General features: G+C 62.8%; 18 protein-coding genes. 16 read left to right on the forward strand and 2 right to left on the reverse strand.

Annotated features, from left to right (window positions below):
- The first annotated feature begins 41 nt into the window (after positions 1–41).
- The 13 genes from EN851_RS02650 to EN851_RS02710 all read left to right on the forward strand — a co-directional run bounded on the left by EN851_RS02650 (position 42) and on the right by EN851_RS02710 (position 16,179).
- Positions 42–1,256: a deoxyguanosinetriphosphate triphosphohydrolase gene (locus EN851_RS02650; protein WP_135928470.1), complete on the forward strand. Its 1,215-nt coding sequence runs from the start codon at positions 42–44 to the stop codon at positions 1,254–1,256.
- Positions 1,257–1,317: 61 nt separating this feature from the next.
- A complete protein-coding gene (gene argS, locus EN851_RS02655) occupies positions 1,318–3,075 on the forward strand; it encodes an arginine--tRNA ligase (RefSeq protein ID WP_135928471.1) in 1,758 nt (585 codons plus the stop codon).
- A gap of 103 nt (positions 3,076–3,178) precedes the next feature.
- Complete coding sequence (locus EN851_RS02660) at positions 3,179–6,661, forward strand: SPOR domain-containing protein (RefSeq protein ID WP_135928472.1); 3,483 nt, start codon at positions 3,179–3,181, stop codon at positions 6,659–6,661.
- Between the two features lie 163 nt (positions 6,662–6,824).
- A complete protein-coding gene (gene nagZ, locus EN851_RS02665; protein ID WP_027146796.1) occupies positions 6,825–7,844 on the forward strand; it encodes a beta-N-acetylhexosaminidase in 1,020 nt (339 codons plus the stop codon).
- Positions 7,845–7,906: 62 nt separating this feature from the next.
- Positions 7,907–8,710, forward strand: coding sequence for a ScpA family protein (locus EN851_RS02670; protein ID WP_135929138.1), 804 nt, complete (start codon positions 7,907–7,909; stop codon positions 8,708–8,710).
- Positions 8,707–9,474: an SMC-Scp complex subunit ScpB gene (gene scpB / locus EN851_RS02675; RefSeq protein WP_127280243.1), complete on the forward strand. Its 768-nt coding sequence runs from the start codon at positions 8,707–8,709 to the stop codon at positions 9,472–9,474. Before EN851_RS02670 ends, scpB begins: the two co-directional genes overlap by 4 nt.
- Before the next feature lie 179 nt (positions 9,475–9,653).
- The gene (locus EN851_RS02680) at positions 9,654–9,875 is read left to right on the forward strand and encodes a twin-arginine translocase TatA/TatE family subunit (protein ID WP_015317533.1); all 222 of its coding nucleotides are present in this window, start codon (positions 9,654–9,656) and stop codon (positions 9,873–9,875) included.
- 30 nt (positions 9,876–9,905) lie between these two features.
- On the forward strand, positions 9,906–10,622 hold the full coding sequence (gene tatB / locus EN851_RS02685) for a Sec-independent protein translocase protein TatB (protein WP_135866833.1): 717 nt from the start codon (positions 9,906–9,908) through the stop codon (positions 10,620–10,622).
- A complete protein-coding gene (tatC, locus tag EN851_RS02690) occupies positions 10,619–11,494 on the forward strand; it encodes a twin-arginine translocase subunit TatC (protein ID WP_127872658.1) in 876 nt (291 codons plus the stop codon). The genes tatB and tatC overlap by 4 nt, the downstream gene beginning before the upstream one ends.
- Positions 11,495–11,593: 99 nt before the next feature.
- Complete coding sequence (serS, locus tag EN851_RS02695; RefSeq protein ID WP_127872657.1) at positions 11,594–13,066, forward strand: serine--tRNA ligase; 1,473 nt, start codon at positions 11,594–11,596, stop codon at positions 13,064–13,066.
- Entirely contained in the window at positions 13,066–13,824 is a 759-nt protein-coding gene (surE, locus tag EN851_RS02700) for a 5'/3'-nucleotidase SurE (RefSeq protein WP_127281111.1), read from the forward strand. The genes serS and surE overlap by 1 nt, the downstream gene beginning before the upstream one ends.
- A complete protein-coding gene (locus tag EN851_RS02705) occupies positions 13,821–14,480 on the forward strand; it encodes a protein-L-isoaspartate(D-aspartate) O-methyltransferase (protein ID WP_127872656.1) in 660 nt (219 codons plus the stop codon). Before surE ends, EN851_RS02705 begins: the two co-directional genes overlap by 4 nt.
- A gap of 166 nt (positions 14,481–14,646) precedes the next feature.
- Complete coding sequence (locus tag EN851_RS02710; protein WP_135928473.1) at positions 14,647–16,179, forward strand: peptidoglycan DD-metalloendopeptidase family protein; 1,533 nt, start codon at positions 14,647–14,649, stop codon at positions 16,177–16,179.
- A gap of 112 nt (positions 16,180–16,291) precedes the next feature.
- Here the strand turns inward: EN851_RS02710 and EN851_RS02715 are convergent, their stop codons facing one another.
- Complete coding sequence (locus EN851_RS02715) at positions 16,292–17,182, reverse strand: NAD-dependent epimerase/dehydratase family protein (protein ID WP_135929139.1); 891 nt, start codon at positions 17,180–17,182, stop codon at positions 16,292–16,294.
- A gap of 113 nt (positions 17,183–17,295) precedes the next feature.
- Between EN851_RS02715 and EN851_RS02720 the strand changes: the two genes are divergently transcribed.
- A complete protein-coding gene (locus tag EN851_RS02720; RefSeq protein WP_127280318.1) occupies positions 17,296–18,117 on the forward strand; it encodes an AraC family transcriptional regulator in 822 nt (273 codons plus the stop codon).
- Between the two features lie 28 nt (positions 18,118–18,145).
- Here EN851_RS02720 and EN851_RS02725 read toward each other — a convergent pair whose 3' ends face one another.
- Positions 18,146–19,036: an ATP-binding protein gene (locus EN851_RS02725; RefSeq protein ID WP_127872652.1), complete on the reverse strand. Its 891-nt coding sequence runs from the start codon at positions 19,034–19,036 to the stop codon at positions 18,146–18,148.
- A gap of 289 nt (positions 19,037–19,325) precedes the next feature.
- Between EN851_RS02725 and yajC the strand changes: the two genes are divergently transcribed.
- Together yajC and secDF are read left to right on the forward strand one after the other, a co-directional pair.
- Positions 19,326–19,667 (forward strand): preprotein translocase subunit YajC, encoded by a 342-nt coding sequence (gene yajC, locus EN851_RS02730; RefSeq protein WP_010909882.1) that lies wholly within the window; start codon positions 19,326–19,328, stop codon positions 19,665–19,667.
- Between the two features lie 51 nt (positions 19,668–19,718).
- The gene (gene secDF / locus EN851_RS02735) at positions 19,719–22,268 is read left to right on the forward strand and encodes a protein translocase subunit SecDF (protein WP_127872651.1); all 2,550 of its coding nucleotides are present in this window, start codon (positions 19,719–19,721) and stop codon (positions 22,266–22,268) included.
- Positions 22,269–22,294: the final 26 nt, after the last annotated feature.

Below are 22,294 nucleotides of genomic sequence, written 5' to 3' on the forward strand. Positions count from 1 at the left end.
ATGAAGCGCGACGGGGCAAGTCAACTGCGGCGGCATCAGCCATGACAAATGAGCTTGGCGACATCGGATTCGGCTATCGGCCGCGCGCGGCCTATGCCACGGATCCGGCGCGCTCGCGCGGCCGGCTGTTCGACGAGGTGGAAAGTCCGACCCGCACGCCTTTCCAGCGTGACCGCGACCGGATCATCCATTCGACGGCGTTTCGGCGGCTGAAGCACAAGACGCAGGTCTTCATCGCCCATGAAGGCGATCACTACCGCACAAGGCTCACCCATTCGATCGAAGTGGCACAGATCGCGCGTGCGCTGGCGCGGGCGTTGCGCGGCGACGAGGATCTCGCCGAAGCGGTGGCACTGGTGCATGATTTCGGCCACACGCCCTTTGGCCACACAGGTGAGGACGCGCTGAACGAGAAGATGGCACCGTGGGGCGGCTTCGACCACAACGCACAATCCCTGCGCATCGTGACGAGGCTGGAGGCGCGCTACGCCGAGTTCGACGGGCTCAATCTGAGTTGGGAGACGCTTGAAGGCCTGGTCAAGCACAATGGTCCGCTCACCGACGGCAGCGGCAAGGGCCTGAAAGGGCCGGTCCCGCAGGCGATCCGCGACTACTCGCAATTGCAGGATCTCGAACTCGACCGGTTCGCCGGCATCGAAGCGCAGTGCGCGGCGATTGCCGACGATATCGCCTACAACACGCATGATATCGACGATGGGCTGCGGTCAGGGCTGCTGACGCTGGACATGCTGAAGGCCGTTTCGCTGCCTGGAACGATCCTGAAGAGCGTGCGCGAGCGCTATCCCAGGCTCGACGACGTGCGCACCGGCCACGAATTGATGCGGCGGCAGATCACGGCCATGGTCGAGGATGTGATCAAGTCAACGACCGCCAATCTGGAGCGGATCAGGCCGCTGAGCGTCGAGGCGGTGAGGGCGGCGGGCGAGACGATGGTGACATTTTCGGCCGAAATGGCGGAAGCCGAGAAGGAACTGAAGGCCTTCCTCTACAAGCACCTCTATCGGCACGAAGAGGTCATGCGGGTGCGTGCGGACGCCGAGCAGATCGTCAGGGACCTGTTCGACGTCTATTTCGCCGACCCGCGCGCCATGCCCGATGGCTGGCGCGAAGGGCTGGACCGCGCCGAGGATCGCATCAAGGCACGCAGCGTCGCCGATTTCCTGGCCGGCATGACCGACACCTACGCGCTCAAGGAACACAGGCGTTTGTTTGACCGCACCCCGGATTTGAGCTAGGGCGGGCTCGATTTGCCGGCCAAAGGGCCGGATTCGTCGTAAAGCCGCCAGAGCATACACCATGAACATCTTCGCCGATTTCACCGCGCGAGTCGTAAAGGCTGTCGAAGCGCTTGACCTGAAAGACAGCAATGGCGTTTCGCCTGATCTGTCGCGCATCGCCGTCGAGCCGCCCCGCGACGCCAGCCATGGCGATCTCGCGACCAATGCGGCAATGGTGCTGGCCAAGCCCACCGGCCAGAACCCGCGCGTACTGGCCGAGAAACTGGCGGAAGCGCTGCGGGCGGACAATGACGTCGCCGCTGCCGAGGTCGCCGGTCCAGGCTTCGTCAATCTGCGGCTCAAGGACGGTTTCTGGCAGGCGCATCTGTCGGCGCTTCTAGGCGAGGGGCGCAACTATGGCCGCTCGACGATCGGCGCCGGCCGCAAAACCAACGTCGAATATGTCTCGGCCAACCCGACCGGGCCGATGCATGTCGGCCATTGCCGGGGTGCCGTCGTCGGTGACGCACTCGCCAATCTGATGGCGTTCGCCGGTTACGACGTGACCAAGGAATATGTCATCAACGACGCCGGCTCCCAGATCGACGTGCTTGGGCGCTCGGCGATGTTGCGCTACCGCGAGGCGCTTGGAGAAGATATCGGCGAGATTCCGCCGGGGCTTTATCCCGGTGACTATCTTGTCTCCGTCGGCGAGGCCCTGGTCAGGGAGTTCGGCCGTTCCTTGCTGCAGATGCCGGACGACGAGGCGCTGGCCATCGTCAAGGACCGGACCATCGATGCGATGATGGCGATGATCCGCGAGGACCTTGCGCTGCTCAACGTGCACCACGACGTGTTCTTCTCCGAACGCACGCTGCATGCCGACAATGCCAGGAAGATCCGCTCGGCGATCAACGACCTGACGCTGAAGGGCCATATCTACAAGGGCAAGCTGCCGCCGCCCAAGGGCGAGAAGCCGGACGACTGGGAAGACCGCGAACAGACGCTGTTCCGCTCGACCGCCGTCGGCGACGACATGGACCGGGCGCTGGTCAAGTCCGACGGCTCGTTCACCTATTTCGCCGCCGATGTGGCGTATCTGAAGGACAAGGTCGATCGCGGCTTCGTCGACCTGATCTATGTTCTCGGCGCCGACCATGGCGGCTACGTCAAGCGCCTGGAAGCCTTGGCGCGGGCGATTGCCGGCGACGACGTCAAGCTCACCGTCCTCTTGTGCAATCTGGTCAAGCTGTTTCGCGATGGCGAGCCGGTGCGCATGTCGAAGCGGTCCGGCGATTTCGTGACGTTGCGCGAGGTGGTGGAAGAAGTCGGACGCGATCCGATCCGCTTCATGATGCTCTATCGCAAGAACGATGCGCCGCTCGATTTCGACTTCGCCAAGGTCACCGAGCAGTCGAAGGACAATCCGGTGTTCTACGTGCAGTACGCCTCGGCGCGCTGCCATTCGGTGTTCCGGCAGGCGAGCGAACAGTTGGGGGAGGCGAATTTCGATCGCAACAACCTGGCGGCCGCGGCAACGTCGCTGGCCGACGAAGGTGAAATCGGGCTGATCCGGAAGCTTGCCGAATATCCACGCCTGATCGAGTCCGCCGCTCTTGCGCTCGAGCCGCATCGGCTGGCATTTTATCTCTATGATCTGGCTTCCAGTTTCCACGGACACTGGAACCGGGGCACGGATAATCCGGACTTACGTTTTGTTAAGGTTAACGACCGACAATTGACGCATGCCAGACTAGGGCTGGTGCAGGCTGTTTCGGATGTTCTGACGTCCGGCCTGACGTTGATCGGAGCGGCTGCGCCCACCGAAATGCGTTAGGTTTGACTAAAAAACCTGTCACCTTTTGCCCACATTGCGCTGGTAAGGGCCAACCCTGCGCGACGTCCAAGGCGTCCGAATGAGTGCGAGTTCGGGAACAATAATGGCAGACAGAACCCAACTGAGAGCAGCCGACAACAACGACATCACCGACGATGATCCGTTCGCGGAACTGACCAGGATCATGGGATTCGACCCGCGCCAGCCGGTCAAGCCGCAGGCGCCGGCCGAGCCGAAAGCCGCTGTGGCCGATCCGTCCGCGGGAGAGGGCGATTTCGACATCGACCTCGAAAAGGAGCTGATGGGCGAGTTCGACGCTGCCGACAGCGTTGCCGCTCCAGTTGTCGCAGCTCATGAGCCGGCAGTCGAGCCGGTGGCCGTCGATGTTGCGGACGACGATCTCGCATTGTCACTCGACGACGATTTCCACCTGGACATGTCGGATGCCGATGACCAGGCGGTCGCCGCCAGCCATGCGACCGCTGGCGCCGCGCAAGCCGTGCCGTCCGTTGAACCTGCCTTCGACGCCGATTTCGACAATGCCGTCGCCAGTTCGCTCGAAGACATCTCGCCCTTCGACGATGATCTGCCGATGGAGGATGAGCTTGCCGCCTCCCTCGACCAGGATTTCCATATCGAGGACGAGGCTGCCGAGGCCCGGTATGCCGTTGAATCGCCGGTGGCCGAAGTGCCGGTGGCCGTCGAGCCGGCCTCCAATCATGAATTCGACGATGCGGTCGCGATCTCGCTCGAAGACGAGCTGATGCTCGACGACCATCCGGCGGATCAGCGCCAAGCGGCTGCTGTCGACTATCCAGAACCTGTACTGGCCGCCGCGGATGAAACCCAGGTGATCTCCGACGAGGATTTCGCGGGTCACTTCGACGATGCCATGCCCGATGTCGATGTGGATTTTGACGTTCAGGCGGACGAGCCGGAGGCTTTTGATGACGAGCCGGCGCACGAACTGCGCGCCGATGCCGTCGAGACGCAGGATGAAATTCCAGGCGCTGAAGCTGTTTCGGATGACGCCTTCGACCTGAATCTGGACGAGGCGTTTGCCGAGCCTGCCGAAGAGCCCGTCGCCGAAATCGCCGCGGCTTCCTCGCAATCGGCAGCTCCCGCGGCAGCCATTGTGCCGCCGGTGCAAGCGCCCATCGCGGACGAACGAAGCCTCGAAGACGAGCTGAACGCGCTTCTCGGTGCCATGACCGCGCGCACGCTGCCGTCGGCCAAGGAACCGGCCATGGTTCAGCCCGCCGTGACCCAGCCAGCCGCGACCCAGCCAACCGCAGCGCCCGTTCAGCCGCCTCTCGCCGCGACTACAAAGATCGCGGAGCAACCCGTCGATCTTGTTGGTGACCTCGACTGGGATCTCGATGAAACAGCGTCCGAGGATGCGCATCAATCCGGCTCCGCCCAGGCCGCCGACGCCAACCTCGACGACCTGTTGCTCGATGAACTTCAGGACCAGGATTTCGGCCCGGATGCCGCTGAACAGGGTGATGTCGATCTCGACAATGATGCCTTCGACGCCGCCCTGGCCAAAAGCATCGGTTCGCGTGACGAAACGGCGTCCCGGCCGGATCAGGCCGATTCGCTCGATTGGCTGGCGGAACGTTCCGGAGCGTCGGAGTCGGCCCGTTCCTGGAGCCGCGTGACACCAGTTCCCCAACAGCCGGCGTTTGCCGCGCAGCCTGCTCCCTCCATGGCGGCCAGGATGGCGGCCCCGGAAGTGGCCACCGTGCCGTCCTACCGTTCGGCCGAGCCGGTTGCGGCTGCTCCCTATATGGCTCCGGTATCGGCGCCGCAGGCAGGGCAGTCCTCGCACTATGAAGAGATGCCCGATGTCGAGACGGTCGATGTGCCGGAGCGCGTCGTCGCGCTGGCTGACGATCTCGACATTCCGGAGTTGCATTTCGAGGAAGATGAGCCGGCAGCGGCCGGTTATGATGATCTCGACGCCGAATTCGCCAGCCTTCTGACCGAGATGAATTCGGTCGAGGTCGCGCCTGCTACTGCCGGCAACGCCGCCTATGCCGACGAATCCTACAATACCGGGTTCAATAAAGGATATGGCGCTGCCAATCCGGGATATGGCGCGGCCAATCCGGGATATGGCGAGGCCAATCCGGGATATGGCGAGGCCAATCCGGGATATGGCGGGGTCAATCCGGGATATGACGGGGTCAATCCGGGATATGAAGAGCCGAGGCAAGCCTATCAGCCGGAAGCGCGGACCTATGCGGCACGGCCGGCGGAAATGCCCGCCCGCGCGTCGGCCTCGGGCTATGCCGATGCTGCCGAAGGCTTCGATCTCGACAATCTGCCCGGCAGCCAGCCGGTCTCTCAGGCGGACGATTTTGCCGTCGATGAACTCGACTACGATCCCGAGCTGGACGAAGCGATGTCGGTTCCGGGCCTCGGCGAGCGGGAAGCCGCCAGGCCGTCGGGCCGGCGCGGCCTGTTCATTGCCGCGATTGTCGGTGCCGTTGCGGTCGCGGGCGGCCTTGGCGCCTTCGCGCTGTCTTTGGGCGGCAAGGGCGGCAGCGAAGCTCCGGTGATCGTCAAGGCGGACAATTCGCCGATCAAGGTCAAGCCGGAAAATCCGGGCGGCACGGTGGTGCCGAACCAGGACAACAAGGTCTATGACGCGGTGGTCAAGGGCGCGAAGCCCGCCGAGCCGGTCCAGCAGAAGCTTGTCACCAACACTGAGGAACCAGTGGACGTGCAGGCGAAAGACCCGGCCCGCGCCGTCAATCTTTCTCCCGATCAGAACGCCGCCGCCGGCACGGATGGCGGTGGCGAGGTTTCGACCGCTGGCGCGGCCCCGGCCGACAATGCGGCGCCCGCGCCGAAGTCGGAGGATCGCATCGCGCAGGTCCTGCAGGACGCCGACAAGGGCACCAACAACGACGTCGTTGCCGTTGCGCCGCGCAAGGTCAGGACCATGGTGGTCAAGTCCGACGGGTCACTGGTGGCGCGCGAGGATCCGGCACCGGCGGCACCGCAGGTGGCCGCGGCCGAGCCGACGGATCCGGCGCCACAGCATGTGGCGCCTGCCGGAGCCGACCAGACTGGCGCCGACCAGACTGGCGCCAACGAGACTGGCACCGACCAGACTGGCACGGTGGCGCCCGCCGCCGCGCAGGCTGACGATGAGCCGGCTCTGAAGCCTGCCGCCAAGCCTGCCAAGGCTGAAGCCAAGGCGCAGTCGGCCAACACGCCAGCCAAGGTTGCGATCGCGCCGCAACGTCCGTCCGACCAGCCGGTCGACGTGGTCGGCGAGGTCAAGCCCGATCAGGTCGCTTCCATCGACCCGGCCTCGACCGCGACTGGCAGCGGTGCGTGGTCGATACAAATCGCTTCGCAGCCGACGGTGGACAGCGCCCAGTCGACCTACCAGGATCTGCAGCGCCGTTATGGCAGCGTGCTTTCCGGCCGCACGGCCAACATCGTCAAGGCCGAGATTGCCGGCAAGGGAACGTTCTACCGCGTGCGCGTTCCGGCTCAGTCGCGCAACGATGCCATCAATCTGTGCACCAGCTACAAGGCCGCGGGCGGCAACTGCTTCGTATCGCGCTAGACGTCGATCCAATCCTTCAAAGCCGGCGCGGCCCTGGGCCGCGCCGGCTTTTTATATGGCGATATTCATATGCCTGACTTTTTCATGTGGAACATGTCCTGCAGCCCGCCGCATGCGGTCAGGGATGATTCCCTTTGACAGCGCGAAGCCCTAGACTCCTGAAATGACCGAATCAAAATCCATGATCCTCGGCTGTGCCGGGAAATCGCTCACCCGCGAAGAAATCAATTTCTATCGCAATGAATGCCCGTGGGCGTTCATCCTGTTTGCCCGCAACATCGGCGAGGCCGAGCAGATCCGCGACCTGGTCGCCGAAATGCGTGACTGTATCGGGCGCCCGGACGCGCTGGTGTTCATCGACCAGGAAGGTGGCAGGGTACAGCGCCTGCGGCCGCCACTGGCGCCGAATTATCCGGCCGGCGGCGCGCTTGGGGCGCTGTGGCGCGACGATCACGACGCCGGCGCACGCGCCGCCTGGCTGATGGCGCGGCTGCATGCCTTCGACCTGCTGCGCTACGGCATATCAGCGGATTGCCTGCCGGTGCTCGACGTGCCGATCGAAGGGGCCAGCGATGTCATCGGCGCGCGCGCCTATGGCAAGGATCCGCGTCCGGTCATCGAACTTGGCCGCGCCGCGGCCGAGGGCCTGATGTCGGGCGGTGTGCTGCCCGTGATGAAGCATATTCCGGGGCACGGCCGGGCCTTTGCCGATACGCATTTCGAACTGCCTGTCGTCGACGCCTCGCTCAGCGATCTGCAGCGGCACGATTTTGCTCCGTTCCGTGAGCTCAACCATCTGCCGATGGCGATGACCGCGCATGTCGTCTACAGCGCGATCGATCCCAAGAACCCGGCGACGACTTCCGGCAAGGTCATCGACGAGATCATTCGACGCGAGATCGGCTTCGATGGACTGCTGATGAGCGACGACACCTCGATGAAGGCACTTTCTGGGGATTTCCCGACAAAGGCGGCCTCGATCCTTGCGGCGGGCTGCGATCTGGTCCTTCACTGCAACGGTGTTTTTGAGGAAATGGCGGGTATCGCATCGCGCACCACGGGGCTTGAAGGCAAGTCGCTGGAGCGTGCCAAGCGGGCGATGACCTATATAAGCAAACGCGACGCGGCCGAAGAAACCGAAATCCGTGCCGAATTCGCCACCTATTTCGACGCGGTGGCCTAGCAAAGAGGAAGTGACAGGCAGTGGCGGAAGCATTGGAAAGCAAGGCCGCGAAGGCTGCACCGATGGACCGCCTGTGGGCCGAGAACGATGAGTCACGGCTGACGGGCGACCCGTCGCTGGTCGTCGACGTGGCCGGCTTCGAAGGCCCGCTCGATCTTCTCTTGCACCTTGCCCGCACCCAGAAGGTCGATCTGGCGCGCATTTCCATCCTGGCGCTGGTCGAGCAATATTTGACCTTTGTCGAGACGGCGCGGGCGCTGCGGCTCGAACTTGCCGCCGACTATCTGGTGATGGCGGCGTGGCTGGCCTTCCTCAAATCGAAGCTCCTGATCCCCAAGCAGCCGGGCGAAGAGGGCGAAAGCGGCGAGGAACTGGCGGCGGTGCTGCAATTCCGGCTGAAGCGGCTCGAAGCCATGCGCGATGCGTCGGCGCGTCTGGTCAACCGCAACCGGCTCGGCCGCGACGTGTTCGCACGCGGCATGCCGGAAATGGTCATCATCGAGAAGCGCAACACCTATTCGGCGTCGCTTTACGATCTCCTGACCGCGTATGCGCAGCAGCGGCAGAAGCAGGCGATCACCAACGTGACGATCGCCAGGCGCGGCGTCTGGTCACTCAAGGACGCTCGCGACATCCTGACCCGGCTGATCGGCTCGCTGTGCGACTGGACGACGCTCGACAGCTTCCTCATCCGATATCTGACCAGCCCGCAAGAGCGGCGCACCGCGATCGCCAGTTCGTTCGCGGCCACACTGGAACTGGTGCGCGAGCGCAAGATGGATATGCGGCAGGACGAGGTGTTCGCACCGATCTATCTGCGCGACCACCGCGCACAGACAATCAAGGCAGTCGAGGTGGCATCATGAGCGAACGCGCCAACGCTTCGGTTATCCCATTCAAGATGGATGATGAGTCGGAAGACGGCGAGATCGACCAGGCCTCGGCCGGGAATCCGGTACAGAACCCGGCCGAGCGGCTGTATCTGGCGGAAGCCGTGCGCATGGCCGAGGCGATCGTGTTCGCCAGCGCCGAACCCGTCAGCGAAAAGCAGCTTGCCGCACGCCTTCCCGATGGCATCAATCTTACCCTCGCCATGACAGAGCTGCAGCAGATCTACGCCCGGCGCGGCGTCAATCTGGTCCGGGTCGGCGACGCCTGGGCGTTCCGCACCGCTGGCGACCTCGCCTTTCTGATGAGCCGCGATACGGTGCAGCAGCGCAAGCTGTCGCGGGCGGCGCTCGAGGTGCTGGCGATCATTGCCTATCACCAGCCGGTGACGCGCGCCGAGATCGAGGACATCAGAGGCGTCGAGACCTCGAAGGGGACGCTGGATACGCTGCTCGAGACGGAATGGGTGCGCATGCGCGGCCGGCGCAAAACGCCCGGCCGTCCCGTCACCTATGGCACCACCGAAACCTTCCTCGATCATTTCGCGCTCGAAGAGATCCGCGATCTTCCGGGTATGGAGGAACTGAAGGGCGCCGGCCTGCTGTCAGGCCGCATGCCGTCGAACTTCTCCATCCCGCAGCCGCCGGCCGATCCCGACGCGCTGACCGAGGACGAGGATCCGCTGACCGACATCGATCTCGAGGAGCTCGGTCTGCTGACGCCGCGCGTCACGGAAGATTGACCACGAGCGCCTATCAAAAGCCGTCTTGCACCTTTACATGTGCCGTTTGGTAGCGGGCCGCATCGCTGAAAATGCGTGACATCCGACACCCTTTCATAAACTCTGTCGCGGTTGTGTTTGAATCCCAACGCGAAAACGCATAGATCATCGCCAGGGAAAACATTCGAGAGAGATTTGCTATGGGTTCATTTTCGATTTGGCACTGGATGATCGTGTTGGTCATCGTGCTTCTGGTGTTCGGTCGCGGCAAGATTCCCGAGCTGATGGGCGACATGGCCAAGGGCATCAAGAGCTTCAAGAAGGGCATGGCCGACGACGACGTTGCCGACGACAAGCGCACCGTCGAACACCGTGCCGATGAGACCGTTTCGGCCGCGAAGGAAAAGGCCAGCAAGAGCTGAGCCAAGAAGTTCTAGTCGGAACGGATTGCCATGTTTGAAGTCGGCTGGACCGAAATGCTGGTGATCGCGATCGTCATGATCGTGGTCGTCGGGCCGAAGGATTTGCCCAACATGCTGCGCACCTTCGGCCGCACGACGGCGAAGCTGCGCGCCATGGCCGCCGACTTCCAGAAACAGTTCAACGAGGCATTGAAGGAAGCCGAGCTCGACGACGTGAAGAAGTCGGTCGACGAGCTCAGGGGCCTGAGCCCGGTTGCCGAAATCCGAAAGCAGCTCAATCCGTTCGAGCAGGCGGCGGCCGATGTGCGCGCCGGTGTCGATGCCGCGATGAAGCCGAAGCCGGCCGCCGATCCGTCGGCGCCTGCCGCTTCGACGCCACAGGCGGCCGAGCCGTTGAAGAACGGCGCGACTGAAATGCCTGGCGTCAACGGGCCTGAAGCCACGACACCAGCCCCGATTTTCCCGGCGATGACCGATGAATCGGTTGTGGCGGCATCCACGGATCCTGCCGTTGCGCCGAAGGCAGCTGCGGCCAAGAAAACCGCCAAGGCGGCCCCGGCCGCGAAGGCGCCGTCCATGGCCTCGACATCTGCGAAGGCGGTGACGGCAAAAGCCGCACCCGCGGTGAAGGCGAAAGCGACACCTGCACCCAAGGCGACTGCTGCCAAAGCGTCAGCAAAAGCCGAACCGAAGCCTGCTCCGGCGAAGAAGCCGGGAGCCAAAAAGACGGCTGGAGCCGCCAAGTGAGCGTTTCGGACAAGGAAAAGGACGAGATCGAGAAATCGTCCGCGCCGCTGATCGAGCATCTCATCGAGTTACGCCGACGGCTGATCTGGTCGCTCGGCGGCTTCTTCGTCGCTTTCCTGGTCTGTTTCTTCTTCGCCAAGCGGCTGTTCAACCTTCTGGTCGTCCCGTTCAAATGGGCGACGAAATGGGCGGGGCTCGACCCGCACAAGGTCGAGCTGATCTACACCGCGCCGCAGGAATTCTTCTTCACGCAGGTCAAGCTCGCCATGTTCGGCGGCATGGTCATTGCCTTTCCGCTGATCGCCACGCAGATCTACAAATTCATCGCGCCTGGCCTCTACAAGAACGAGCGCAATGCCTTCCTGCCGTTCCTGATCGCATCGCCCATCCTGTTCCTGATGGGCGCCTCGCTGGTCTATTTCTTCTTCACGCCGATGGTGATGTGGTTCTTCCTCGCCATGCAGCAGGTAGGCACGGACGACCAGGTACAGATTTCCCTGCTGCCGAAAGTGTCGGAATATCTCAGCCTGATCATGACGCTGATCTTCTCCTTCGGCCTGGTGTTCCAGTTGCCGGTGGTGACCAGCCTGATGACGCGTGTCGGCATGCTGTCGTCCAAGGCGCTGGCGGAAAAACGTAAATGGGCGATCGTCATCGCCTTCATCGTGGCCGCGGTGCTGACACCTCCGGATCCGATGAGCCAGATCGGCCTGGCCATTCCGACCATCGTTCTCTACGAGGTCTCCATCTGGGCCGCGCGATGGATCGAGCGGGATCAGGAAAAACAGCGGCTGGCGCGCGAGAAGCAGGAAGCCGGCGAGACCGTGGCGGACAAGGCGCCGGACGAGCCTCCGGCCCCGGCTGCCTCGTAAGACGCCAGCGGCGGAAAACGACAACCGCCGCCCCGCCTCATCTTGCATCGATCGAGGATGCGGTTTACGCCCTCCTGCCTAGCTTGAGGACGGATAACCATGCTTGATATCAAATGGATTCGCGACAACCCGAAGGCTCTCGTCGAGGCGCTCACCAAGCGCTCGTGGCCGTCGGCTGAGGCGCAATCCACGGTCGACGGGCTGATTGCCAAGGACGAGGCGCGGCGCGAGCACGTCACCGAACTGCAGACCAAGCAGGAGCGCCGCAACGCCGCCTCGAAGGAGATCGGCAATGCCATGCGTTCGGGCGATGCTGCCCTTGCCGAAAAGCTCAAGGCCGAAGTCGGCGAGATCAAGACCTTTATCCAGAATGGCGAGGCGCGCGAGCGAGAGCTCGACAAGGCGCTGAACGACGCGCTGGCGGTGCTGCCCAATGTGCCGCTCGACGACGTTCCGGTCGGCAAGGACGAGCACGACAATGTCGTCAGGCATATTGTCGGCAAGGCGCCGACGCGGCCGAACTGGGTGAAGGAGCATTTCGAGATCGGCGAAGCGCTCGGCATGATGGATTTCGAGCGTGCGGCAAAGCTGTCGGGCTCGCGCTTCACCGTGCTGAAGGGCGGCCTGGCGCGGATGGAACGCGCGATCGGCCAGTTCATGCTCGACCTGCACACGACCGAACACGGCTATGAGGAGGTCATCCCGCCGTTGATGGTGAAGGACGACGTGATGTTTGGCACCGGTCAGTTGCCGAAATTTGAGGAGGACCTTTTCTCAACAGGCATCCCAAAGGAGGTGCAATCACACGACATAGCACGAGGGCTTCTTGATTTTAGAGACAAGGTGTCGGCGTTCCTTCAGCCTAATCGGCAAATCACTCAGGCTGACGGTTCAGAAAGTGATCAGAAGGCCTCCACCGAAGGTCTCGCTAAGTTGGTGAGGCTTTTCTACAACGATCGCGAGCGAAGGTACCTTATCCCCACAGCAGAAGTGCCGCTGACCAATCTCGTGCGCGAAGAGATCACCGCCCACGAAAAGCTGCCGCTGCGCTACACCGCGCTGACTCCCTGCTTCCGTTCGGAGGCAGGCTCGGCGGGACGCGACACGCGCGGCATGCTGCGCCAGCATCAGTTCTACAAGGTCGAGCTGGTGTCGATCACCGACCAGGACTCCTCGCTCGCCGAGCACGAGCGGATGACGCAATGCGCCGAGGAGGTCCTGAAGCGGCTCGAGCTACCGTTCCGCACCATGGTGCTATGCACCGGCGACATGGGTTTTGGCGCGCGCAAGACCTATGACATCGAGGTCTGGCTGCCGGGCCAGAACGCCTATCGCGAAATCTCGTCCTGCTCGGTCTGCGGTGATTTCCAGGCGCGCCGCATGGATGCCCGCTACAAGGACAAGGATGGCAAGGGCAACCGTTTCGTCCATACGCTCAACGGTTCGGGCACCGCTGTCGGCCGCGCGCTTATTGCTGTCATCGAAAACTACCAGAATGAGGATGGCAGCGTAACCATTCCTGAAGTGCTGCGGCCTTACATGGGCGGTCTGGGAAAGATCGAATCGAAATAATGCGTATCCTTCTGACCAATGATGACGGCATTCATGCCGAGGGCCTGGCGTCGCTCGAACGCGTCGCCCGCACACTGTCCGACGATGTCTGGGTGGTGGCGCCGGAACAGGACCAATCGGGTTATGCGCATTCGTTGTCGATTTCGGAGCCGCTGCGGTTGCGAAAAATCGGCGAGAAGCATTTTGCCGTACGCGGCACGCCGACCGACTGCGTCATCATGGGCGTCAAGAAGATCCTGCCCGGTGCACCCGACCTGATCCTGTCCGGCATCAATTCGGGCGCCAACATCGCCGACGACGTGACCTATTCCGGCACCGTCGCCGGCGCCATGGAAGGCGCGCTGCTCGGCATCAGGTCGATCGCGCTCAGCCAGGGCTACAGCTATGTCGGCGAGGACCGGGTCGTCCCTTACGAGACCACCGAGGCGCTGGCGCCGGCGCTGCTGAAGAAGCTCGTGGCGACGCCATTGCCCGACGGCGTCCTGCTCAACGTCAATTTCCCCAACTGCCTTCCCGAGGAGGTGGCCGGCACAGTGGTCACCACGCAGGGCAAGCTGGTGCACAGCCTGTGGGTCGACGAGCGCCGAGACGGGCGCGGCCTGCCTTACTATTGGCTTCGCTTCGGCCGCGAGCCGGTCGAAGGCAAACAAGGCACCGACCTCTTTGCCTTGCGCAACCGGCTGGTGTCGGTAACGCCGTTGCAGCTTGACCTTACCGCGCATGAGATCCGTGACCAGCTGAGCAAGGCGCTTGCATGAACCAAGGCTTTCCAATCGATGATCGCGAAGGATTTGCCGCTTTCCTGCTGCGCCTGCGCGGCAGGGGAACGGTGCCGAAGGCACTGATCGCGGCTTTCGAAGCGACACCGCGGCGCGGTTTCCTGGCGGCGCAGTTCCACCAGATCGCCTGGTCGGATCGCATGCTGCCGATCGAATGCGGCGAAGCGATCGAAGGCGCCGACATGCAGGCGGCGGTGATCGCCGCACTCGCCATCGAAACGGGAAACCGTGTGCTCGAGATCGGCACCGGTTCCGGCTACACATCGGCTGTCATGTCGCGGCTGGCGGCGCGCATTGTGACCGTCGATCGCTACAAGACGCTGGTCGAGCAAGCCCGGCAGCGTTTCGAGGCGCTCGGCATCGGCAATGCCATCGTGCGCCAGGCCGATGGCTCCAACGGATTGCCCAATGAAGGGCCGTTCGACCGCATCGTGGCCTGGGCGGCGTTCGACAGCCTGCCGCGCTTCCTGCTCGACCAGTTGTCGAGCGGCGGCATCGTCATCGCGCCGATCGGGCCGGAAGAGGGCGAGCAGGTGCTGGCCAAGCTCACCAAGGTCGGCAGCCGTTTCGAACGCGAGGATATCGGCATGGTGCGGCTGCAACCAATCCTGCGCAGCATGGCAGCGGTTATCTAGTTTCGGACAGGCTGCGGATCTCATTTCGGCCCAGCTATCCGTATCGCTGACCATCCTCAAATGTTTTAAGAAAATTTTCGTCGGATTCTAATGGGTTAACCGCCCAGTAACATTAACGCGCTTTAATCCTGTCCAGTTGGTGCAGCGTTTTGTGCGGGTTAGTGCGATGCAACTCAGTGTTTTGAAGGCAAATAGTCGCAATCTGGCGCGGGGCTGCGCTGTTCTGATGATTGCGGGCGCGGCGGCCGGATGCAGTTCCCAGGCTTCGCGGTTCAACAGTGTCGATGACGTCTTCACCTCTTCGACGAACAACCAGCGCGCCATCATCAACAAGCAGGATGCCGCGCAGCCCTATCCGGGCGATGTCTCGGCTGCTCCGCTCGACGGCACCCACACGCAGTCGGTGAGCCGCTCCAGTCTCGAACCGGTTTCGAGCCGGCCATTGCCGCCGCCGGCTTCCGCGCAGGCGCAGCCGGCTCCAGCGCTCGCGCCTGCCGCCAAACCGGTGCGTGTCGCGTCGGCGCCGGCCCTGGTTCGGCCCGCTCCTCATGTCGACAGGACGACGACCGGCACCGTCGCGCCGGCCGCGAAGCCTTTCAAGAATACCCAGCCCGACGAGCCGAAGATGGCCCAGGCAGGCACGCCGCACGCCACCGAAATCGTCGTCAGGGACGGCGAGACCATTTCCGGCCTGGCGACGCATTACAAGGTGCCGGCCGATGTCATCATGAAGGTGAATGGCCTGAGCCCGACCAAGGGGCTGAAGTCCGGTCAGAAGATCGTCATCCCGGCCTATGCCTATTCAAGCAAAAGCGAGCCGAAGGTTGCCGACGCAAAGCCGGTGAAGGACGGCAAGCACGATCTCCCGGCTTCCGCGCCGGACAAGGTGGCCGTGCTGCCGCAGCAACCGAAGCTGAAGGAAGGCAAGTCCGCCGCTCAGGTCGGTGCGTCGGCCGCCGCGAGCCTGCCCAAGGAGCCCAAGCCGGCGCAGGCGGCCAAGGCAACCAGCGCCGCCGGTACCTACACGGTTCAGTCGGGCGACACGATGTCCTCGATTGCCAGGAAGACCGGTGTCGGCGTCGTCGCGCTGAAGCAGGCCAATGGCATGAAGGATGGCCTGTTGAAGATTGGCCAGACGCTGAAGGTGCCGGCCGGCGGAACGGCGACAGTCGCCAGCGCCAAGCCGGCCAAGATCGATCCGGTGACCACGGCCACCACGCAGCCCGCGGCAAAGGCCACGCCGTCGGAAACGCTGGCTTCCTACACGCCGCCGAAGAAGGACGCGAAGGTCATCCAGCAGGCTGAGGACGACGACGCGGTGGCGCCGGGTGCCACGGGGATCGGCAAGATGCGCTGGCCGGTTCGCGGCCGGGTGATTTCCGGTTTCGGATCCGGCAAGGACGGCGTCGACATCGCCGTGCCGTCAGGCACGCCGGTCAAGGCGGCCGAGAACGGCGTCGTCATCTATGCCGGCGATGGGCTCAAGGAATTCGGCAACACGGTGCTGGTGCGCCACGAGAATGGTCTGGTCACCGTCTATGGCCACGCCAGCTCGATCGAGGTGCAGCGCGGCCAGAAGGTCAAGCGCGGCCAGGAAATTGCCCTGTCCGGCATGAGCGGCACGACGGACTCGCCGAAGCTGCACTTCGAAGTGCGCAAGAACTCGGCTCCGGTCGACCCGTCAGGTTATCTCGAATAGAATAAAAAAAGCGATTTGCGGGCCGCCTGACCTCCAGTCCAGCCCGCCGGCTCAGGCCCGCCCCGAAAGGAGCGGGCTTTTTCAGTTTTGTCGGATGCCTGTTGCTCAAGGCTCAAAGGTGATCGCGCAGGGTGTCGGCGATCATGACCTCGAGGCTGCTGGCCTTGATGCCGAGAAGGACCTCCGCGTCGGAAGAATCCACCAATAAGGGGTTCTCAAAAAGATAACTCATCTCGATCAGCTCATGCATGCCCAATGCCTCCATCTCGGCGATGGAATAGGAACGCGTTTCTGAAATCTCTCGCCGAAGCATCGCAGCGGTTTTCTGGATGAGCTCCCTGGGTGAGGCGTATTGCGAGGGAACGTGAAACGCGCGCCCCCATTCGCCCGTGTAGCGGGAGGCCGCGACAAGCGTCCTGGCGACGTCCTTGGTGAAGGCCCAGGCATGCGTCGCATCGAGGTTTCCAATGAAAGCGGTGGGTTTCCCCTCGATGATGGAAGGCAGCGCAACAAGCGAGAAGTAGCTGATGGCGCCATGTCCGAGATAGTCGCTCGACCGCACTTCGATCGCCGGTACATCGGCCCGAACCGCCCGCTGCCACATGATCGTCCTAGCGGTTCCTTTCTTCGAAGTCGGGTCCAGGGAAAGGTCGGAGCGAAGCGGGCTGTCGGCATTTTCCCCATAGCCATACAGGTTTCCCAGTACGATGAGCTTGGCGCGCACCGTTTCGGCCGCGCGCACGGTACCGTCGATGATGGGGAAGAAGTCGGTCGGCCACCTGTGATAGGTGGCCATGGCACACATGAAGATGGCATCGGCGCCTTGGCAGACACGCGCGAGGTCCGAGGCATCGGTGGCGTCGGCTTGTACGGCCCGCACATTCCGCAATCCGTTCGAACCGACGCTTCGGCTGGTGAGAACGACGTCATGTCCTTCCTCGCCAAGAAGGCGAGCGGTTTCGCGACCGACCGGGCCGGCTCCGACAACAACATAGAAACTCATGGCATAGCCTCTCTTCCAGGTTTGATGGAGAGGCGTGAGTACAGGTCCACGGCATTGAAAATCGCGCGGGAATTGCCAAATCTTGAACAGGTTTTGCCATGAATCGAGAGAGCATGCGTTCGCAATACGCTTCGGCCCAAGCCGCGTCCGACGTAACAATGGCCTCCCGGCATGTCGAAGCTGGCGTCCATCGTCTGTCCCGGGCGCCACACCATCGCATCATGGTGCATGCCAGCGCGGCGACACGTTCCTACTGCAATCAGGTCGGACGGTATTTCGTCAGGCGCGCCGGTGATATCGACTTGGTGCCGGCCGGCCAGGAAGGCGGCTTCGAGGCCGAAACCCCGTTCGACACGATAGAGATTGCGTTGCAGCCGGCGCTGATGGAAAGGGTGGCGGCGGAACTTGGCGGCAAGGCACAAGCAGTGCGGTTCGACACGCGTCACCTGCTTCGTGACCAGCGCATCGAACATCTCGCCCGGGCGCTCGAGAGCGAATTGAAGTCGAACTCGCCGAGTGACCCTTTGTTTGCCGACAGCATTGGCGCCGCACTGGCGGTGAGGCTGCTTGGCCTCGGCGAACCTGATATCGGTCGAACGAACCGTTTGTCGGATACCCAGCTGAAACGCGTGCTGGAGTACATCGAGGCGGCTCTCCACGAGCCGCTTTCGACGCATCGACTAAGCCGGGTTGCCGGCGCGAGCAGCTCGCATTTGCGGACATGGTTCAAGGTGGCGACGGGCGTCACCCTGCACCGCTACGTGTTGCGACGTCGCGTCGAACGCGCACGCGTTCTGCTGTTGCGAGGCGATCTCAGCACAAGCGAAGTGGCGGAATTGACCGGCTTCGCGCACCAGTCACACCTGGCGCACTGGATGCGCCGCGAGATCGGCCAAACGCCGGGCGATCTGCGACGGGCTCAACCGCCCGGATGACGTTGCGCCCGCGACGCGATCAAACGCATCAATCCTTCAACGGCTTGCCAAGCCGGCCGGCCAAATCCTGCGTGAACTGCCAGGCGACGCGGCCGGAGCGGCTGCCGCGCGTCGTTGCCCATTCCAGCGCTTCGGCGCGCAGCTGCTCGGGATCGATGTCGAGGCCATGATGGCTGGCATAGCCGTTGACCATGTCGAGATATTCGTCCTGCGAACATTTGTGGAAGCCGAGCCAGAGGCCGAAACGGTCGGATAGCGAGACCTTTTCCTCGACCGCTTCGGACGGGTTGATGGCGGTCGAGCGCTCATTGTCGATCATGTCGCGCGGCAACAGGTGACGGCGGTTCGATGTGGCGTAGAAGATGACGTTGGCCGGGCGTCCCTCGACGCCACCTTCAAGCGCCGCCTTCAGCGACTTGTAGGACGTATCATCATGATCGAAGGACAGGTCGTCGCAAAACAGGATGACGCGGAAAGGGGCCGCCTTCAGCAAGCTCATCAGCTTCGGCAGCGTGTCGATGTCCTCGCGGTGGATTTCGATCAGCTTGAGCGGCAGGTCGGACTTGGGCTTTTGTGATTTGGCCTTGGCATTGATCTCGGCATGCACGGCCTTGACCAGCGACGATTTGCCCATGCCGCGCGCGCCCCACAACAGGACGTTATTGGCGGCGAAGCCGGCGGCGAAGCGCTCGGTGTTGTCGACGAGGATGTCGCGGACGCGGTCGACGCCGCGGATCAGGCCGATGTCGACGCGATTGACCTTGCGCACCGGCTCCAGATAGCCGGGATCGGCCTGCCAGACGAAGCAGTCGGCCACGTCGAGGTCGGTTTCAGGGACCGGCGGCGGAGCGAGGCGGCCGACCGCTTCGATCAGGCGGTCGAGTTTCTGGTTCAAGGCATCGATGCTGGTATCGGTCATATCAGGTCTTTTTGCGTTGGTTTTTGCAGTGGCAGGCGGACCCGGTTCGATTCCGGCGGTTTCGAAACCGGTTGCAACCATTTGTTCGAACGTGATCTTTTCCGAAAACCGGCTCGCGCTTTTCGCGATCCTGCTCTAACACGGCTAAACAGGCCGGAAAAGCGGCGGATTTGCCCGGTCGCGCAGTTGCATTGACAACTTTACCGACTATATTCCGGCCAAATTTCTAGGGGCCGCCAAATTCCACAAGACGGTTTGGCGGCTGTTTTCAAAATTCAGGAGTACCTCGATGTTCGTGACACCGGCATACGCCCAAGGCATCGGCGGCGCCTCTCCCGATATGTTCATCAGCATTTTGCCGTTTGTCCTGATTTTCGTGATCATGTATTTTCTGATCATCCGCCCGCAGCGCACGCAGCTGAAGAAGCGCGGCGAGATGCTGGCGGCGGTTCGCCGCGGCGACACGGTCGTCACCGGCGGCGGTTTCGTCGGCAAGGTGACGAAGGTGATCGACGACAACGAACTCGAGATCGACCTTGGTGGCGGCACCAAGGTGACGGCGCTGCGCTCGACGATTGCCGACGTGCGCGTCAAGGGCGAACCGGTCGCCAACCAGAACGCCAAGAAATAACCAAATTCCAGGCGGAGCGATCCGCGGACACGCTCTGACGGACGACGCCATATGCTTTATTTCTCGCGCTTCAAGATGATCCTGATCTGGCTGGCCGTGGCCGCCACAGTGGTCCTCGCCGCGCCGAACCTGTTCCCCGCCAGCACGCTGGCCCAGCTCCCCAGCTGGGTGCCGAAGCGGCAGATGACACTCGGCCTCGATCTCCAGGGCGGCTCGCACATCCTGCTGGAGATGAACCAGAACGATCTGATCAAGGATCGGCTCGAGACGACGCGCGATGAAATCCGCACACTGCTGCGCGATGCCAAGATCGGCTATACGGGTCTTGCCGGTACCGGCAAGACCCTGCAGGTCCGCATCACCGATCCCGCTCAGCTCGATGCCGCCAAGAAAGCGTTGAAGAGCTTGACCGATCCTGTCGCAGCCGGCTTGTTCACAGGCGGCTCCATCCAGGAAATGTCGCTCGACGATTCCGAGCCGGGGCTGCTCAAGTTCACCGTCACCGACGCCGGTATCAAGTACCGCACATCGACCGCATTGGCGCAGTCGATCGAAGTGGTCGAGCGCCGCGTCAACGAACTCGGCACGACCGAGCCCATCGTGCAGCGGCAGGGCGACGACCGCATCCTTGTCCAGGTGCCCGGCCTGCAGGATCCGCAGCGGCTGAAGGAAATCCTCGGCCAGACCGCGAAGCTGACCTTCCAGATGGTCGACCAGTCGATGCCGGTGCAGGATGCGCTCAGGGGGCGCCCGCCGGCCGGTTCTTCGGTGCTCTATTCGCAGGACGATCCGCCGGTTCCATACCTGATCGAGAACCGCGTCATCGTATCGGGTGAAAACCTCGTCGACGCACAGGCGACATACAATTCGCAGAACAACGAGCCGGTGGTTTCGTTCCGCTTCGATTCGAAGGGCGCTGCCCGCTTCGGCCAGGCCACCGCGCAGAATGTCGGCAAGCTGTTCGCCATCATCCTCGACAACCAGGTGATCTCGGCGCCGCAGATTCGCGAGCCGATCCTTGGCGGTACCGGCCAGATCTCCGGTAATTTCACTGCCCAGAGCGCCAACGACCTCGCCGTGCTGCTGCGCGCCGGCGCGCTGCCCGCGACATTGACCGTCATCGAGGAACGCACCGTCGGTCCGGGCCTGGGCCAGGATTCGATCCATGCCGGCAAGGTCGCCGGCATCATCGGTTCGATCCTCGTCGTGGCGTTCATGTTCGTCGCCTACGGCTTCCTTGGCTTCCTCGCCAACATCGCGCTGGCGGTGCACGTGGCGATGATCGTCGGGCTGCTGTCGCTGCTTGGCGCGACGCTGACTTTGCCCGGTATCGCCGGTATCGTGCTGACCATCGGCATGGCGGTCGATTCCAACGTGCTGATCTACGAGCGTATCCGCGAGGAGCGACGAGCCGGCCGCTCGGTGATCCAGGCGATCGACACCGGCTTCTCGAAGGCGCTGGCGACCATCGTCGATTCCAACGTCACGTCGCTGATTGCGACAGTGGTGCTGTTCTATCTCGGTACCGGACCGGTGAAGGGCTTTGCCATCACCTATGCCATCGGCATCCTGACCACGGTCTTCACCGCTTTCACCTTCACCCGCCTGCTGGTGTCGATCTGGCTGCGCCGCGCCCGTCCGAAGGAATTGCCGAAGGCACCGGTGACCTTCATTCCACCCGGCACGAAAATTCCGTTCATGGGTATCCGGCGGTGGACGTTCGCGCTGTCGAGCACCTTGTCGATCCTGTCCGTGGTGCTGTTTATGAGCGCCGGCATCAATTACGGCATCGATTTCAAGGGCGGTTCGCTGATCGAGGTACAATCCAAGTCGGGCAATGCCGATCTCGCCGACATCCGCGGCAGATTGACGGAACTGAACATCGGCGAAGTCCAGGTGCAGCAGTTCGGTGCACCCAACGACGTGTTGATCCGCGTCGGCACACAAGACGCGGGTGAAAATGCCGAGCAGACCGTGATCGACAAGGTGCGCGGCGAGCTGCAGGACCAGTATAATTTCCGCCGTGTCGAAGTGGTGGGCCCGACGGTTTCCGGCGAACTTGCCAAGCAAGGCACGATAGCCATGATCGTCGCGCTGGTCGGCATCCTGGTCTATGTCTGGTTCCGCTTCGAATGGCAGTTCGCGGTCGGCGCCATTGTCGCGACGGTGCACGATGTGGTCATGACGCTCGGCTTCTTCGTCATCACCGGGCTCGAATTCAACCAGTCGTCGTTGGCGGCGATCCTGACCATCATCGGCTATTCGCTGAACGACACGATCGTCGTCTATGACCGCGTCCGTGAGGATCTGCGAAAATACAAGCGAATGCCTCTACCGCAGCTGCTGAACAACGCCATCAACGAGACGTTGTCGAGAACGACGCTGACGTCGGTGACGACCAGCTTGGCGCTGCTGGCGCTGGTGTTGTTTGGCGGCGAAGTGATCCGCTCCTTTACCTTGGCGATGCTGTTCGGCGTCGTGTTCGGTACCTATTCGTCGATCTTCATCGCGGCGCCGTTGCTGATCCTGTTCAAGCTGCGGCCGCAGGCTTCGGCCGATGAGGAAAAGCCGGTGAACGGCGGCAAGGCCGTCGCGACCTGACGCGCGGCCCGAAGGGTGACAGAGTG

Origin of the sequence: Mesorhizobium sp. M8A.F.Ca.ET.208.01.1.1 (assembly GCF_004791315.1) — a bacterium.
Taxonomy (GTDB): domain Bacteria; phylum Pseudomonadota; class Alphaproteobacteria; order Rhizobiales; family Rhizobiaceae; genus Mesorhizobium.